The 15,749-nt window shown below is 71.0% G+C and carries 11 protein-coding genes; 5 read left to right on the forward strand and 6 right to left on the reverse strand.

Annotated features, from left to right (window positions below; all coding sequences use genetic code 11):
- Positions 1 to 17 precede the first annotated feature (17 nt).
- Both ACF1BE_RS17395 and ACF1BE_RS17400 read right to left on the reverse strand, forming a co-directional pair.
- On the reverse strand, positions 18 to 1,202 hold the full coding sequence (locus ACF1BE_RS17395; protein WP_392199890.1) for a PadR family transcriptional regulator: 1,185 nt from the start codon (positions 1,200 to 1,202) through the stop codon (positions 18 to 20).
- Position 1,203: 1 nt separating this feature from the next.
- A complete protein-coding gene (locus ACF1BE_RS17400; protein WP_392199891.1) occupies positions 1,204 to 2,115 on the reverse strand; it encodes a DUF4097 domain-containing protein in 912 nt (303 codons plus the stop codon).
- 180 nt (positions 2,116 to 2,295) lie between these two features.
- On the opposite strand from ACF1BE_RS17400, the gene ACF1BE_RS17405 reads away from it, so the two are divergent.
- Complete coding sequence (locus tag ACF1BE_RS17405) at positions 2,296 to 2,475, forward strand: DUF6104 family protein (RefSeq protein ID WP_003992906.1); 180 nt, start codon at positions 2,296 to 2,298, stop codon at positions 2,473 to 2,475.
- A 261-nt stretch (positions 2,476 to 2,736) separates the two neighbouring features.
- On the opposite strand, the gene ACF1BE_RS17410 is transcribed toward ACF1BE_RS17405, so the two are convergent.
- The 4 genes from ACF1BE_RS17410 to ACF1BE_RS17425 form a co-directional block, all read right to left on the reverse strand.
- Complete coding sequence (locus ACF1BE_RS17410) at positions 2,737 to 6,561, reverse strand: multifunctional oxoglutarate decarboxylase/oxoglutarate dehydrogenase thiamine pyrophosphate-binding subunit/dihydrolipoyllysine-residue succinyltransferase subunit (RefSeq protein WP_392199892.1); 3,825 nt, start codon at positions 6,559 to 6,561, stop codon at positions 2,737 to 2,739.
- Between the two features lie 302 nt (positions 6,562 to 6,863).
- A complete protein-coding gene (locus ACF1BE_RS17415; protein ID WP_392199893.1) occupies positions 6,864 to 7,988 on the reverse strand; it encodes an ATP-binding protein in 1,125 nt (374 codons plus the stop codon).
- Positions 7,985 to 8,725: a response regulator transcription factor gene (locus ACF1BE_RS17420; RefSeq protein WP_392199894.1), complete on the reverse strand. Its 741-nt coding sequence runs from the start codon at positions 8,723 to 8,725 to the stop codon at positions 7,985 to 7,987. Before ACF1BE_RS17420 ends, ACF1BE_RS17415 begins: the two co-directional genes overlap by 4 nt.
- Positions 8,726 to 8,837: 112 nt before the next feature.
- Positions 8,838 to 9,515 (reverse strand): spermidine synthase, encoded by a 678-nt coding sequence (locus ACF1BE_RS17425; protein ID WP_392199895.1) that lies wholly within the window; start codon positions 9,513 to 9,515, stop codon positions 8,838 to 8,840.
- Positions 9,516 to 9,708: 193 nt separating this feature from the next.
- Between ACF1BE_RS17425 and ACF1BE_RS17430 the strand changes: the two genes are divergently transcribed.
- From ACF1BE_RS17430 to ACF1BE_RS17445, 4 genes are all read left to right on the forward strand, one after another.
- Positions 9,709 to 10,533, forward strand: a complete 825-nt coding sequence (locus tag ACF1BE_RS17430) for a rhomboid-like protein (RefSeq protein ID WP_392199896.1) — start codon at positions 9,709 to 9,711, stop codon at positions 10,531 to 10,533.
- 89 nt (positions 10,534 to 10,622) lie between these two features.
- Positions 10,623 to 13,040 carry an endopeptidase La gene (gene lon, locus ACF1BE_RS17435; RefSeq protein ID WP_392199897.1) on the forward strand — a complete coding sequence of 806 codons (2,418 nt, stop codon included), beginning with the start codon at positions 10,623 to 10,625 and terminating at the stop codon, positions 13,038 to 13,040.
- 161 nt (positions 13,041 to 13,201) lie between these two features.
- Entirely contained in the window at positions 13,202 to 14,305 is a 1,104-nt protein-coding gene (locus tag ACF1BE_RS17440) for a serine/threonine-protein kinase (protein ID WP_392200049.1), read from the forward strand.
- A 188-nt stretch (positions 14,306 to 14,493) separates the two neighbouring features.
- The gene (locus tag ACF1BE_RS17445) at positions 14,494 to 15,702 is read left to right on the forward strand and encodes a hypothetical protein (RefSeq protein ID WP_392199898.1); all 1,209 of its coding nucleotides are present in this window, start codon (positions 14,494 to 14,496) and stop codon (positions 15,700 to 15,702) included.
- The last annotated feature ends 47 nt before the right edge of the window (positions 15,703 to 15,749 follow it).

Consider the following 15,749-nt stretch of genomic DNA (forward strand, 5'->3'; position numbering starts at 1 on the left):
AGCGTGGCCTGCCGGGCTCACCCCGGGCCCGGGTTCTCCGTCGGCCCGCCCGTCCCGGTGGGCCGGGAGGGGGTGCGGGGATCGCGGGTGTGCATGAGCGCCGCGATGCGGGCTGCCGCCGTCGAGAGGTGGTGGCGTGCCTCGCCGAGCTGCTCCGCGGTGACGCCGTGGTCGCGGGCCGCGTCACGGATGTCGTCGCGGAAGCGGTCCAGGAGACGGTCCAGGTCACGGGCCGGGTCACCGGTGAAGTCCTCGTGCGACCAGGACGGTTCGTACGCCGCGGGGAAGTCCTCCGGGGCGGAGGTGTAGTGCGGCCCCTGAGCGGGGGACGGGGCGGGGGCGGAGGTCTCTCCGGCGGTGCGGCCGACAGTCCGGTCCCGGCCGAAGTCCTTCCCGAACTCCTTCCCGAAGTCCTTCCCGAACTCGCCGAACTCCTTGGCCAGTTCGGTCAGGCCGTCGCGGACGCCGGTCGGCCAGTCCCCCCGGGCGAAGTGGTCCAGTACCCGGTCCTGGACCCGTCGGGCCATGCGCTGTACCTCCTCCTGCGCCTGGGCCCGCGCCCGCGCCTGCGCCTCCTGGGCCTTGTGGCGGGCGCGCTGGGCCTCCTCACGGGCCCGTCGGCTCTCGTCCTTGGCCCGCCGAGCCTGTTCCTTCCATTCCTGCTTGACCCGGCGCATCTCCTCCTTGGCGGCCTTCCATGCCTCCTTGTCGCTCAGGCCGTCGTGCTCCCCGGCATCCCCCTGTTCCCCCTGACTGTCGTGGTACCCCAGGTCTCCGAAGGGGCCCGCCCCGGTGCCGCCCGCCCGGGTTCCCCGGCGGGCCTCCGAGGCCGCCGCGCGCATCTCGCGGCGCAGGTCACCGGCCGCGCCGCGCACGTCGGCCCTTATCTCGGCGGCCAGTTCCGCCACCGATTCTCGGATCTCCAGCTCCAGGTCGGCCAGCTCGCCGCTGCGGTCGGCCAGTTCGGCCCGGCCCGCGTCGGTGATCGCGTACACCTTCCGGCCGCCCTCGGTGGTGTGCCGGACCAGACCCTCCGCCTCCAGCTTGGCCAGGCGGGGGTAGACCGTGCCCGCCGAGGGGGCGTACAGGCCCTGGAAGCGTTCCTCGAGGAGCCTGATCACCTCGTATCCGTGGCGCGGGGCCTCGTCGAGCAGCTTGAGCAGGTACAGCCGGAGGCGGCCGTGGGCGAAGACGGGGGGCATGTCAGAGCACCTTCTTGTCGGTCGTCGTACCGTCGGCCGGGGCGTCGGGCGTGCCGGCGGGCCGTGGGGAATCCGGCTCCGTCTCCCAGGAGGCGGGTTCCTCCTCGTCCCGGGGCGGGCGGCGCAGCAGGGCGATCGAGCCGGAGACCGTGGTGGCGCGCAGTCGTCCGGTGCCCGCGCCGAGACGCCCGGAGACCTTGTGCGCGCCCCACTGGCCGTGCACCCGCAGTCCGTCGAAGGCGTTGGAGATCGTGCCGCTCGCGGTGTTCGCCTCGACCGTGGCGTCCGCCGGGTGCGGCAGGCGGATGGCGATCTCGCCGGAGACGCTGCTCAGGCCGACCTCCGTGGGGCCGTCCGGGTCCAGGTCGACGATCATGGAGCCGGTGACGGTCTCCGCGCGGACGGAGGGGCCGGAGCCGTCGACCACGGTCAGGTCGCCGGAGACCGAGTGGAACCGCAGGTCGCCCGTGACCGCCTGGGCCTCCAGGTTCCCCGACACGGTGTCCGCGCGGACCGGGCCCGAGACGCCGACCAGGGTGGTGTCGCCGGTCACTCCCTTGACACCCACGGGGCCGCGGATGCCGGAGACGACGGCACCCGCGCCGACGACGCCCACCTCCACCCGGGTGCCGGCGGGAACGGCGAGGGAGACGACGGCGCTGCGCCGCCGGCCCGCCTGGTCGAGCCACTTGAGGAAGCCCTTCCAGTGCAGGTCCTCGTAGGCCACGGTGAGGATGCCGTCCTGCTGGGTGACCACCAGGGGTGGGCCCTCGACCTCCGAGACCTCCAGGCGGGCGGAGGGCTCGTCCGTGCTCACGACGTTGACCGTGCCGTTGACGAGCCGGACGTGGAGGTCGCGCACGGGGCTGTCGAAGGTCAGCTTCCGGGGCTCGGTGACGGACCACTCGGGCATGGGGCCTCCTCGGCGGGGCGGCGGGACGGGACACGTCATATCGCGTCCTCTCGGAAACACGATATATCGCGCCTTCGGGAAGTCAAGACACCCTTTCCGGTGAGGGGGCCGACGGGTCCGGCGCATAGGCTGGGCCCCAGTCAGTAACGGCCTGGATGGATGCGCAGGAGACACGGCCCCATGTATTTCACCGACCGCGGTATCGAGGAGCTGGAGAAGCGGCGTGGCGAGGAGGAGGTCACCTTCGAGTGGCTCGCCGAACAGCTGCGCACCTTCGTGGATCTGAACCCGGACTTCGAGGTGCCCGTGGAGCGGCTGGCCACCTGGCTCGCGCGCCTCGACGACGAGGACGACGAGTAGGTCCCCCGCGCACACGGCCCGACGTGGGCGCCGCGGCGGCGGCACCACGCAGCCGACGAACCGCGCGGTTCACCAGGGGGACGGGGAACCGCACGACCGCCCATGACGCACCCGCGGGCGCGTACGGACCCGCGAACCGCGTACCCGACCCGCGAACCGCGTACGAACCCGCGGAACCGCGTGGGCTCCCGCACGGACGAAGGGCCCGGCACCGAGTGGATACTCGGCGCCGGGCCCTTCTGACGGCGTACCGCCGGAGGCCTACGCCTCGAACACCTCACGCACCAGCTGCTCCTGCTCGGACTGGTGACGCTTGGCCGAACCCACCGCCGGGGACGAGCCGTGCGGGCGCGAGATGCGCCGCAGCCGCTCGCCGTGCGGGACGTCCGCGCCGACCGCCAGGTCCAGGTGGTCGATCAGGTTGAGCGCGATGAACGGCCAGGCACCCTGGTTCGCCGGCTCCTCCTGCGCCCACAGGTACTTCTCGGCGTTCGGGTACTTCTTGATCTCCGCCTGGAGCTCGGCACCCGGCAGCGGGTACAGCCGCTCGATGCGGATGATGGCCGTGTCCGTGACACCGCGCTTCTGCCGCTCGGCCTCCAGGTCGTAGTAGACCTTGCCGGCGCAGAAGACGACCTTGCGCACGGCGGCCGGGTCGACCGAGCCGTCACCGATGACCGGGCGGAACTCGCCGCTCGTGAACTCCTCCGCCTTCGACGCCGCCGCCTTCAGGCGCAGCATCGACTTCGGGGTGAAGACGACCAGCGGCTTGTGGTGCGGGTTGTGCACCTGCCACCGCAGGAGGTGGAAGTAGTTCGACGGGGACGTGGGCATCGCGACCGTCATGTTGTTCTGCGCGCACAGCTGGAGGAAGCGCTCCGGGCGGGCCGAGGAGTGGTCCGGGCCCTGGCCCTCGTAGCCGTGCGGCAGCAGCAGGACGACGCCGGAGGTCTGGTTCCACTTCTGCTCGGCCGAGGAGATGAACTCGTCCACGACCGTCTGCGCGCCGTTGACGAAGTCGCCGAACTGCGCCTCCCACATGACGAGCGCGTCGGGACGGGCCAGCGAGTAGCCGTACTCGAAGCCCATCGCCGCGTACTCGGAGAGCAGCGAGTTGTAGACGTTCAGGCGGGCCTGGTCCTCGGAGAGGTACTGGAGCGGGGTGTACTCCTCGCCGGTCTCCCGGTCGATCAGCACCGCGTGGCGCTGGCCGAAGGTGCCGCGCTGGGAGTCCTGGCCCGCGAGGCGGACCGGGGTGCCCTCCAGCAGCAGGGAGCCGATGGCCAGGGTCTCGCCCATGCCCCAGTCGATGGTGCCGTCCTCGACCATCGACGCGCGGCGCTGGAGCTGCGGCTGGAGCCGCGGGTGCACCGTGATGTGGTCGGGGACGTTGACCTGGGATTCGGCGATCCGCTTGACCACCTCCGCGGAGACGGCGGTCGGCACGGCGACCGGGAAGCCGTCCTGGGGCGCCTGGGTGTCGCCGGCGGCCGGCTGGGAGGTGGCCTCGCGGACCTCCGTGAAGACCTTCTCCAGCTGGCCCTGGTAGTCCTGGAGGGCCTGCTCGGCCTCTTCCAGGGTGATGTCGCCGCGACCGATCAGGGACTCGGTGTACAGCTTGCGCACCGAGCGCTTCTTGTCGATCAGGTCGTACATCAGCGGCTGGGTGAAGGCCGGGTTGTCCGACTCGTTGTGACCGCGGCGGCGGTAGCAGATCAGGTCGATGACCACGTCCTTGTTGAACGCCTGGCGGAACTCGAAGGCCAGCCGGGCGACACGGACGACGGCCTCGGGGTCGTCGCCGTTCACGTGGAAGATCGGGGCCTCGATCATGCGGGCGACGTCCGTGGCGTACATGGAGGAACGCGAGGACTCGGGGGCCGCGGTGAAGCCGACCTGGTTGTTGATGACGATGTGGACGGTGCCGCCGGTGCGGTAGCCCCGCAGCTGCGACATGTTCAGGGTCTCGGCCACGACGCCCTGGCCCGCGAAGGCCGCGTCGCCGTGGATCGCCACCGGCAGGACGGTGAAGTCCGTGCCGCCCTTGTTGATGATGTCCTGCTTGGCGCGGGAGACACCCTCCAGGACCGGGTCGACGGCCTCCAGGTGGGAGGGGTTGGCGACCAGGGAGACCTTGATCTGCTCGCCGTCCAGGCCGGTGAAGGTGCCCTCGGCGCCCAGGTGGTACTTCACGTCGCCGGAGCCGTGCATCGACTTCGGGTCGAGGTTGCCCTCGAACTCGCGGAAGATCTGCGCGTACGACTTGCCGACGATGTTGGCGAGGACGTTCAGCCGGCCACGGTGGGCCATGCCGATGACGACCTCGTCCAGGCGGGACTCGGCCGCCGAGTCGATGACCGCGTCCAGCAGCGGGATGACGGACTCGCCGCCCTCCAGCGAGAAGCGCTTCTGGCCGACGTACTTGGTCTGGAGGAAGGTCTCGAAGGCCTCCGCCGCGTTCAGCCGGCGCAGGATGCGCAGCTGCTCCTCGCGCTCCGGCTTGGAGTGGCCGCGCTCCACGCGGTCCTGGATCCACTTGCGCTGCTTGGGGTCCTGGATGTGCATGAACTCGATGCCGGTGGTGCGGCAGTACGAGTCGCGGAGCACGCCCAGGATGTCGCGCAGCTTCATCATCGACTTGCCGGCGAAACCGCCGACGGCGAACTCGCGCTCCAGGTCCCACAGGGTGAGGCCGTGCTCGACGATGTCCAGGTCGGGGTGCTTGCGCTGGCGGTACTCCAGCGGGTCGGTGTCGGCCATGACGTGGCCGCGGACCCGGTAGGAGTGGATCAGCTCGAAGACGCGGGCGGCCTTGGTGACGTCGTCGTCGTGGGAGGCGTCGATGTCCTTGAGCCAGCGGACCGGCTCGTACGGGATCCGCAGCGCCTCGAAGACGTCGTCGTAGAAGCCGTTCTCGCCGAGCAGCAGGTTCGCGACGACGCGCAGGAACTCGCCGGAGGCGGCGCCCTGGATGACCCGGTGGTCGTAGGTCGACGTGAGCGTCATGACCTTGGAGATGCCGAGCTTGTTCAGGGTGTCCTGGCTCGTGCCCTGGAACTCCGCCGGGTAGTCCATGGAGCCGACGCCCATGATCACGGACTGGCCGGGCATCAGGCGCGGCACGGAGTGCACGGTGCCGAGGCCGCCGGGGTTGGTCAGGGAGACCGTCACGCCGGTGAAGTCGTCCATCGTCAGCTTGCCGTCGCGGGCGCGGCGGACGATGTCCTCGTAGGCCTGCCAGAACTCGAAGAAGTTCAGCGTCTCGGCCTTCTTGATCGCCGCGACGACCAGCTGGCGGTCACCGTTCGGCTTCACCAGGTCGATGGCGAGGCCGAGGTTGACGTGCGGCGGCTTGACCAGGGTCGGCTTGCCGTCCTTCTCGCCGAACGACCAGTTCATCGACGGCATGGCCTTGATGGCCTGCACCATCGCGTACCCGATGATGTGCGTGAAGGAGATCTTCCCGCCGCGGGCGCGCTTGAGGTGGTTGTTGATGACGATGCGGTTGTCGAACAGCAGCTTCACCGGTACCGCGCGGACCGAGGTGGCGGTCGGCAGCTCCAGCGAGGCGTTCATGTTCTTCACCACGGCGGCGGCCGGACCGCGCAGCGTGATCAGCTCCGGGCCCTCGGCGCCGGCCGCTGCGGTGGAGCCGGTGCTCGCACCGGACCCGCCCTTCGGCTGTGCGGGCGCCTGTGCGGGCTGCGCCGGCTTGGCCGGGGCGGCCTTCGCCGCGGGAGCGGCGGCGGGTGCCTGGGCCGGGGCGGCCGCGGGCTTCGGGGCCGCGGGGGCGGCCGGGGCGGCGGCCTGGGGGGCCGGGGCCGCGGGCTGGGCCTGCGGGGCCGTGGTGGGGGTCTCTGCGGCCCCCGCGGCCGCAGCACCCGCCGGAGCCGGGGTGGCAGGAGCGCCCGGCTTGTAGTCGGCGAAGAAGTCCCACCAGGCGCGGTCTACCGAATTCGGGTCCTGGAGGTACTGCTGATAGATCTCGTCGACGAGCCACTCGTTCGGACCGAACGCGGCTGCGGGGTTCTTCCCGGCTTGGTCATCGGTTGAGATGCTCGAGTTACTGGGGGACTGTGGCGACACGGCGGCAACCGCCCTCTTCCGCTTCACAAGGTGATGGACAGCGGGAATAAAGGCTACGCCTCCCTGACCGTGAAGGTCAGGTCGGGCCCGTTCATCGTCGCGTAAGTCACATCGGAAATCTTGTTTCGGGGCTTGAAATGGCGGGAAACAACCGTGGTTCCGCATGTGGGAGGGTGCGCCGGACGGAGCCCTGCGCGTCTTCGTTCGACGGGTGGCGCAGGCTCGCACCCGATCACACGGCTCCAGCCGCGCCGAGCGGCGACGGCCGTCGTGGATCTTGTGCTTCCGGTTCGGACCCTACGTCAACTCGGGGCGGAAGTCAGGCCCGGAAGAGTGACGATGATCCGGCAGCCCCGCTCGGATTCGGCCACACCGATCCGGCCGCCGTGCAGATCCACGGCCCACCGGGCGATCGCCAGCCCCAGCCCGGTACCACCGTCGCTGCCCGGCCCGTGCGGCCGGGTCACCGCCCCGCGGTTGAATCGTTCGAACACCCGGTGCCACTCCGACCGGGGGATGCCGGGACCCTCGTCCAGGATCTCCAGCTCCAGCGACTCCGGCTGCGGACCGCGCCGCGCCTTCACGGTCACCCGGCCGTGCGCCGGGCTGTGCTTGACCGCGTTGTCGATGAGGTTGGCGACGACCTGGTGCAGGCGCTCGGGGTCCGCGTGCGCGGTCAGCTCCGGCGGCGAGACGTCGAGGTGCAGATGGACGTCCGTGCGCGTGTGGTTGCCGGAGCCGGAGGCGATGCCCGCGCGCGCGGAGGCGACCATGTTGGCCTCCTTGAGCACGCCCGAGAGGTACGGCCACACCTCGAACCGCCGCAGCTTCAGGGGTACGACGCCGTTGTCGAGCCGGGAGAGGTCCAGCAGGGTCTCCACCAGGCGCCCCAGCCGCTCGGTCTGCTTCAGGGCCGTCCGCATCGTCTCCTGGTCGGGCTCGGTGACCCCGTCGACGATGTTCTCCAGCACCGCGCGCAGGCCCGCGATCGGGGTGCGCAGCTCGTGCGAGACGTTCGCCACGAGCTCCTTGCGCTGGCTGTCCTGAGCCTCCAGCTCGTCGGCCATGACGTTGATCGTCTGGGCCAGGTCGCCGAGTTCGTCCCGGCGGTTCTCCTTCACGCGGCGCGTGTAGTCGCCGTGCGAGATGGAGCGGGCCACCGTGTTCATCTCGTCCAGCGGCATGGTGAGCGAGTGCGCCACGAACTGGGTGATGAGCAGGGTGGCGATCATCGAGAACACCGTGATGAAGCGCAGCTCCGTCTTGGTGTGCACGGCGACGATCGACAGTCCGGTGGTGATCAGCACCGCGATGACGACCAGCGCGCCCAGCTTGGTCTTGATCGAGAACGGGCGCACGCCGCCCCAGGGTTCCCCACCGGGCAGCCGGCGGCTCCTCCGCGCGGCCTGGCGCCCGTCACCGCTCATGGGGCCGGCGTCTCCAGCGCGTAGCCCACACCGTGCACGGTACGGATCCGCTCGGCGCCGATCTTCCGGCGCAGCGCCTTGATGTGGCTGTCGACCGTGCGGGTGCCGGAGGCGTCCGCCCAGTCCCACACCTCCGCCAGCAGCTGTTCCCGGGAGAGCACCGCGCGCGGGGTGTTCGCCAGGCACACCAGCAGGTCGAACTCGGTCGGCGTCAGATGGACGTCCTCCGCCTTCACCCGCACCCGGCGCTGCGCGTGGTCGATCTCCAGTTCGCCGAGCCGCAGGATGCCGGAGCGCGGGGTGGCGGCGGCGATCGTCGCCCGCTCCACCCGGCGCAGCAGCACGTGCACGCGTGCCGCCAGTTCCCGCATCGAGAACGGCTTGGTCATGTAGTCGTCGGCGCCGACGCCGAGCCCGACCAGCATGTCGGTCTCGTCGTCCCGCGCGGTGAGCATCAGCACCGGCACCGGGCGCTGGGCCTGCACGCGCCGGCAGACCTCCAGCCCGTCGAAGCCGGGCAGCATGATGTCGAGGATCAGCAGGTCGGGCTGCCATGCCTCGGCCGTGTCCACGGCGGCGGGACCGTCGGCCGCCGTCTGCACCAGGAATCCCTCGGCACGGAGCCGGGCCGCGATGGCGTCGACGATCGTGAGGTCGTCCTCGACGACCAGCACCCGGCGCTGTGCGCCCTGGGTGGTCGTCGCCGCGCCGCTCTGGGAGGTGTGTGTCTGCTCCATCGCCCGCCCCTGTTGTTGCTTTCCGGAATCCGTGGGGTGATCCCATGTCTGCGTTTGACGCTTGAATGATCCGCGTCAGGGCAGCACATTACGGGGAGCCGCCGGGCTGTCGCTATCCAGGTCGGACGGCGAGATGCACAGCGTCCGGAACGCCCCGGGCAACGGGCACCTCTTCGGTACGCACCTGCCGGAACCCGGCATTCCGCAAGCTTCCTTCAAATTCCGGAGAGGGTTGCGCGGACCACACGGCGAGCACCCCGCCGGGTCGCAACACCCTTGCGCACGCGGCGAGTCCGGCCGGCGAGTAGAGGCTGTCGTTGTCCTCCGTGACAGTCCAGCCGGGCCCGTTGTCGATGTCGAGACACAGCGCGTCGAACGTGTCCGATGTCTCATTGACGTACGCCACCAGATCCGCTTCCACGATCGTCGTCCGCGGGTCGGTGAGCGCGCCGCCGGACACCTCCGCCAGCGGCCCCCGCCGGTGCCAGCCGATGACGGCGGGCTCCCGCTCCACCACGGTGATCCGCCCCCACCCGGGACCGGCCGCCGCGTGTGCGAGCGAGAACCCCACGCCCAGCCCCCCGATCAGCACATCCGGCTCCGGCCGCCCGTCCAGCGCGGCCCGGGCGGCGTCGACCAGCAACCGCTCCGAGCGGCCGTCGGAAGTGTCCATCAGGAAGCAGCCGTTGGCGATGATCTGGAGCAGGGGGCCGTGTCTGCGCAGCACCACCTCTCCGTACGGGCCGTCGCGCCGGTCCAGGACCACGGGGGAGTCGTACGGGACAGTCATGCCCCCATCCTGGCCGAACACGGCTCCACCTTCACGGGAATTGCGGACGACGCGACGGCCGCTCCGGGAAGACGGCGTACGGATGGCGCCGGGGGGTGAGAGGTTGCTGTGAATCCGCTCCCGCGTGGCGTCGGTCATAGACAGCGGCACGCCGGACCCCAAGGGTGGAGCGTGACGGAAGGAGCGCCGCACCGTGGAACGGATCACGAAAGGTCCCGCGACGGCCACGTCCCCGCCGCTGCCGGGCCCGCCCCTTCCCGGTGGCCCCGCCGCCGTCCCGCCCCCGCCGGTCACCGGCCTGCTGGACGGCGTGCCCCGTCAGCGCGGTGCCCCGGCGGTGTGCGCCGCGGCCCCGGTCCCCGCGCGTCCGCCACGGCCGGCGGTACGGCCCTGGCGACTGCTGCCCACCCCGGCCGGCACCCCGTTCACCTTCGCCTACGCGACCGTCCTGGCCGTCACCTCCGTGGTCGCGGCCGTGGCCGACCCCGCCCTGGTGCACGCCCTCCACCAGGGCTCCAGCACGGACGTCGCCCACCTGATACGCACGCCCGTGCCGGTGCTGACGGCGAGCGCGCTGTGGATCGCGGGCGGGATCGTCTCGCCGTACGCCGCCGCGTTCGTGCTGGTGCTCACCGCGCTGGAACGGCGGACGGGCGGGGTGCGGGCCGCCTGTGTCTTCCTGGCCGGCCACGTCCTGGCGACCCTCGCCACCGAGGGCCCGGTCGGTCTCGCCGTCCTGGCCGGCCGCCTGCCGCCGACCTCCCTGCACCGCCTCGACTACGGCATCAGCTTCGGCGTCGCCGCCAGCATCGGCGCGCTGGCCGGACTGCTCGGCCCCTGGCTGCGCTGGCCCCTGCTGGTGCCGGTGGCCGGCGCGCTGCTGAGCGACCTGTATGCCTACGCGGACCCCCTGACCAACTGGGGGCACCTCATCGCCCTGGCGACCGGCGTCGCCGCCTGGCCGCTGCTCCGGCGCCCGCACCGGCCGGCAGCGACCTCACCTGCACCGATCCCGTGATCGCTCACGGCGAACACGTGGTCGGGAACAACAGGGGCAGCCAGAACATTGAGTCGGCATAGCTCAAGTTGACTGCCGAAGGGGAGATCATGGCTGCTGAGTCACCGGTGTTCACGCTCAACCTGCCGCTGCTGCCGCTCGACGACGAGGTCGTGCTGCCCGGCATGGTCGTTCCGCTGGACCTGAGTGACGCCGAGGTACGGGCCGCGGTGGAGGCCGCCCAGGCCGCCGCGTCGGAACCCGCCAAGCCCACGGTGCTGCTGGTCCCGCGCATCGACGGCACGTACGCCGGCACCGGTGTCCTCGGCACGGTCGAGCAGGTCGGCCGGCTGGCCGACGGTGACCCCGGGGCCCTGATCCGCGGCCGGAGCCGGGTGCGCATCGGCGCCGGCACCACCGGCCCGGGCGCGGCGCTGTGGGTCGAGGGCGCCCGGATCGAGGAGAGTGTGCCCGAGCCGCTGCCGGGCCACGTCACCGAACTGGTCAAGGAGTACAAGGCGCTCGCCACCACGTGGCTGAAGAAGCGCGGCGCCTGGCAGGTCGTGGACCGCGTCCAGGCCATCGACGACGTGTCCGCGCTGGCCGACAACTCCGGCTACTCGCCCTTCCTGACGACCGACCAGAAGGTCGCCCTGCTGGAGACCGCCGACCCGGTGGCCCGGCTCAGGCTCGCCACCCAGCAGCTCCGCGACCACCTCGCCGAGCAGGACGTGGCCGAGACCATCGCCAAGGACGTCCAGGAGGGCGTCGACAAGCAGCAGCGCGAGTTCCTGCTGCGCCGTCAGCTGGAGGCGGTCCGCAAGGAGCTGCGCGAGCTGAACGGCGAGAAGGAGGGTGAGGAGTCCGACGACTACCGCGCCCGCGTGGAGGCCGCCGACCTGCCGGAGAAGGTCCGCGAGGCCGCCCTGAAGGAGGTCGACAAGCTGGAGCGCGCCTCCGACCAGTCGCCCGAGGGCTCATGGATCCGCACCTGGCTGGACACCGTCCTGGAGATGCCGTGGAACGAGCGGACCGAGGACGCCTACGACATCCGGGGCGCCAAGGCCGTGCTCGACGCCGAGCACGCCGGCCTGGAGGACGTGAAGGAGCGCATCACCGAGTACCTGGCCGTGCGCAAGCGGCGCGGTGACCGGGGACTCGGCGTGATCGGCGGGCGGCGCGGCGGTGCCGTGCTCGCGCTCGTCGGGCCGCCCGGGGTCGGCAAGACCTCGCTCGGCCAGTCGGTCGCCCACGCCATGGGACGCACGTTCGTCCGCGTCGCCCTCGGCGGCGTCCGCGACGAGGCCGAGATCCGCGGCCACCGCCGCACGTACGTCGGCGCGCTGCCCGGCCGGATCGTGCGCGCCATCAAGGAGGCCGGATCCATGAACCCGGTCGTCCTGCTCGACGAGATCGACAAGGTGGGCTCGGACTTCCGCGGCGACCCGGCCGCGGCCCTGCTGGAGGTGCTGGACCCGGCGCAGAACCACACCTTCCGGGACCACTACCTGGAGGTCGAACTGGACCTCTCGGACGTGGTCTTCCTCGCCACCGCCAACGTGCTGGAGGCCATCCCGGAGGCGCTCGCCGACCGCATGGAGATCGTCCGGCTGGACGGCTACACCGAGGACGAGAAGGTCGTCATCGCCCGCGACCACCTGCTCCCGCGCCAGCTGGAACGGGCCGGCCTGCGCGGGGACGAGGTCACGCTCGACGAGGGCGCGCTGCGCAGGCTCGCCGGCGAGTACACCCGCGAGGCGGGCGTGCGGACCCTGGAGCGGTCCATCGCCCGGCTGCTGCGCAAGATCGCCGCCCAGCACGAACTGGGCGAGCGGGAACTGCCGTTCACCGTGACGGACGGCGACCTGCGCGGCCTGATCGGCCGGCCGCACCACGTGCCCGAGTCCGCCCAGGACCCGGCCGAGCGCCGTACGGCCGTGCCCGGCGTGGCGACCGGTCTCGCGGTCACCGGCGCCGGCGGCGACGTGCTCTTCGTGGAGGCATCCCTCGCCGACCCGGAGACCGGCGGCGCGGGCCTGACCCTCACCGGACAGCTCGGTGACGTGATGAAGGAGTCGGCGCAGATCGCACTGAGCTTCCTGCGCAGCCACGGCGCCGAACTGGAACTGCCGGTGGCCGACCTCAAGGACCGGGGCGTGCACATCCACTTCCCGGCGGGCGCGGTCCCGAAGGACGGCCCGAGCGCGGGCATCACGATGACCACGGCACTCGCCTCGCTGCTCTCCGGCCGCCTGGTCCGCACCGACGTCGCCATGACCGGCGAGGTCTCGCTGACCGGCCGGGTGCTGCCCATCGGCGGGGTGAAGCAGAAGCTGCTGGCCGCCCACCGCGCCGGGGTGACCACCGTGATCATCCCCAAGCGCAACGAGCCCGACCTGGACGACGTCCCGGCCGAGGTGCTGGACAAGCTGGACGTCCACCCTGTGACCGACGTCCGCCAGGTCCTGGAGCTGGCGCTCGCGCCCGCCGTGGACGGGGCGACGCCGGAGGTGCCCGTGGCGGCGTGACGGACGCCCCGGCAGGGGCGGGGCCCGGACCTCCGAGAGGGAGGTCCGGGCCTTCGCCCTGCCCGGTCCGCGGCTGGGCGCATACCGGGAGCACTCGGTAGGATGCAGACAGGAGCCAGCCCTCCGCAGCCGACCGGGGTGAGGGTGGTGTCTCGATGAACATGACACCCAGGCAGGCCAGTTGGCCGCCCAGAACCCCCTCCGGCCTGATCGGGGCCGAGATCGCGGGCTACCGGGTGGAGCGGGAACTCGGCCGCGGTGGCATGGCCGTCGTCTACTGCGCCAAGGACCTGCGCCTCGGCCGTACGGTCGCCCTCAAACTCCTCGCCCCGGAGTACACCCGCAACGAGGCCTTCCGCAGCCGCTTCGCCCAGGAGTCCCGGGTGGCCGCCGCCATCGACCACCCGAACATCGTGCCCGTCTTCGAGGCCGGCGAGGCCGACGGCATCCTCTACATCGCCATGTGCTTCGTCGCCGGCCTCGACCTGCGCGCCCTGATCGACCGCGAGGGCCCGCTGCCGGTGCCGATGGCGCTGCGCATCGCCGCCCAGCTCGCCTCCGCGCTCGACGCGGCCCACGCGCGCGACCTGGTCCACCGGGATGTCAAGCCCGGCAACGTCCTGGTCGCCGAGGGCATCGACAGCGACCACCCCGAGCACGTCTATCTCGCCGACTTCGGACTGGCCAAGAAATCCCTGTCACTGACCGGGTTCACCAACGTGGGGGAGTTCGTCGGCACGCTGGACTACGTGGCGCCCGAGCGGTTCACCGGCCGTCCGGTCGACGGCAGGTCCGACCTGTACAGCCTCGCCTGTGTCGTCCAGGAGACCCTGACGGGCGCGCCGCCCTTCCAGCGGGAGGACCACATCGAGCTGCTCTGGGCCCACCAGTGCGACACGCCTCCCGCGCTCAGCGAGAAGCGGCCGGACATCCCGGCCGACGCCGACGAGGTACTGCTCCGGGCCCTGGCCAAGGTCCCGGACGACCGCCACGACACCTGTATGGAGTTCGTGGCGGCCCTGCGCACGGCCGTCGGCGAGGTCGGCCCGCGCGGCCGCACCCCGACGCTGGTGGACAAGCGCGTGGGCGCCGCCTGCCCCGACCCCGGCACGGAACCCCGCCCCGACCCCGGCACGGAACCCCGCCCCGGCCCCGGCACGGAGCCCGGCGCGGACCGGATGGCGGTGCCCGGACCTCCGGCGTGGGCCGGTCCCGTCTTTCCGGGGTCGCCCGGCGGCCCGGCATCACGCGTGGGTGCGGTCTAGCCCCACTACCAGACGAATTTCGCACTGACAAGTCCCGAGTTGTCGGAGCGTGACCCGGGCTGCCCGTTTTGGCCTACTTGAAGTGCGGCCAGGAAAACGAACCGCAGGAAACGGAAATCCGGTCCAGGAATTCCTTCCCTCAATTGCCGGACCCCGGCAAAAAGCCCTTCACAGAATGAGGAAAAACCATGAACCGTACTGTTGAGACCCGCGACGCCCACCGTCCCAAGCGTCGGGGCGTCCGCCTCGCGACACTGATCGCCTCGGCCGTGATCGGCGGGGGACTCGCTCTTCCGGCGACCGCGGCGGTCGCGGCTCCTCTGCACACACCGGCGGCGGTGGGTGCCGCCGAGCACTCCCAGGACCATCGCGGTCATACCTGCAAGTCGAAGAACAAGCACAACCACAAGAAGTGGTGCAAGAAGCACACGCACGGTTCTTCCGGGCACGGCAGCGGTCACGGGAGCGGCTCCGGGCACGGCAGCAGCTCCGGCCACGGAGGTGGCTCCGGCCACGGTGGCGGCACCCACGCCTCCAACACCACCGTGCAGAACAACACCAACGTGACCGTTCAGCAGAACCAGTCCACCGGCAACGGCAAGCAGTCGAACGAGAACAAGACCGACCAGTCCAACAAGGGCGGGAGCGACCAGTCGAACAAGAACAGCACGAAGCAGTCCAACGACAAGACCGGTAAGGGCGACGGCGACCAGTCGAACAAGAACGACACCACGCAGAAGAACGACAAGACAGGCAAGGAAGGCGGCGGTCAGTCGAACAAGAACGACACCACGCAGAAGAACGACAAGACCGGTAAGGGCGACGGCGGCCAGTCGAACAAGAACGACACCACGCAGAAGAACGACAAGACAGGCAGGGGCGCCGGCAAGCAGTCGAACGAGAACAAGACCGACCAGTCCAACTCCGGGACCGGCACCGGTACTCAGTCGAACGAGAACAAGACCGACCAGTCCAACAAGGGCTCCGGTACCGGCGACCAGTCGAACAAGAACGACACCACGCAGAAGAACGACACGACAGGCAAGGAAGGCGGCGACCAGTCGAACAAGAACACGACGGATCAGTCCAACGCGTCGGAGAAGGGCACCGGCGCCCAGTCCAACGAGAACACGACGGACCAGTCCAACACCTCCGAGACCGGTACCGGCGCCCAGTCCAACGAGAACACGACGGACCAGTCCAACACCTCCGAGACCGGTACCGGTGACCAGTCGAACGACAACTCCACCGACCAGTCGAACGACCAGGCCGACAGCGGTACCGGTGACCAGTCCAACGACAACTCCACCGACCAGTCGAACGACCAGGCCGACAGCGGTACCGGTGACCAGTCCAACGACAACAGCACCGACCAGTCCAACACGATGGGCGAGTAAGGTCCGCCCCGCCGCGACAGCGGCAAGTCTCCGCCCCGCCGCTTCCC

Origin of the sequence: Streptomyces sp. NPDC014991 (assembly GCF_043080665.1) — a bacterium.
Taxonomy (GTDB): domain Bacteria; phylum Actinomycetota; class Actinomycetes; order Streptomycetales; family Streptomycetaceae; genus Streptomyces.

What these genes read in the sequence shown, in the direction of transcription:
- ACF1BE_RS17405 (WP_003992906.1), top strand. Translation starts at nt 2,296, where the DNA reads ATGTATTTCACCGACCGCGGTATCGAGGAGCTGGAGAAGCGGCGTGGC.
- ACF1BE_RS17440 (WP_392200049.1), top strand. Translation starts at nt 13,202, where the DNA reads ATGACACCCAGGCAGGCCAGTTGGCCGCCCAGAACCCCCTCCGGCCTG.
- ACF1BE_RS17400 (WP_392199891.1), bottom strand. Translation starts at nt 2,115, where the DNA reads ATGCCCGAGTGGTCCGTCACCGAGCCCCGGAAGCTGACCTTCGACAGC.
- lon (WP_392199897.1), top strand. Translation starts at nt 10,623, where the DNA reads ATGGCTGCTGAGTCACCGGTGTTCACGCTCAACCTGCCGCTGCTGCCG.
- ACF1BE_RS17415 (WP_392199893.1), bottom strand. Translation starts at nt 7,988, where the DNA reads ATGAGCGGTGACGGGCGCCAGGCCGCGCGGAGGAGCCGCCGGCTGCCC.
- ACF1BE_RS17420 (WP_392199894.1), bottom strand. Translation starts at nt 8,725, where the DNA reads ATGGAGCAGACACACACCTCCCAGAGCGGCGCGGCGACGACCACCCAG.
- ACF1BE_RS17395 (WP_392199890.1), bottom strand. Translation starts at nt 1,202, where the DNA reads ATGCCCCCCGTCTTCGCCCACGGCCGCCTCCGGCTGTACCTGCTCAAG.
- ACF1BE_RS17425 (WP_392199895.1), bottom strand. Translation starts at nt 9,515, where the DNA reads ATGACTGTCCCGTACGACTCCCCCGTGGTCCTGGACCGGCGCGACGGC.
- ACF1BE_RS17445 (WP_392199898.1), top strand. Translation starts at nt 14,494, where the DNA reads ATGAACCGTACTGTTGAGACCCGCGACGCCCACCGTCCCAAGCGTCGG.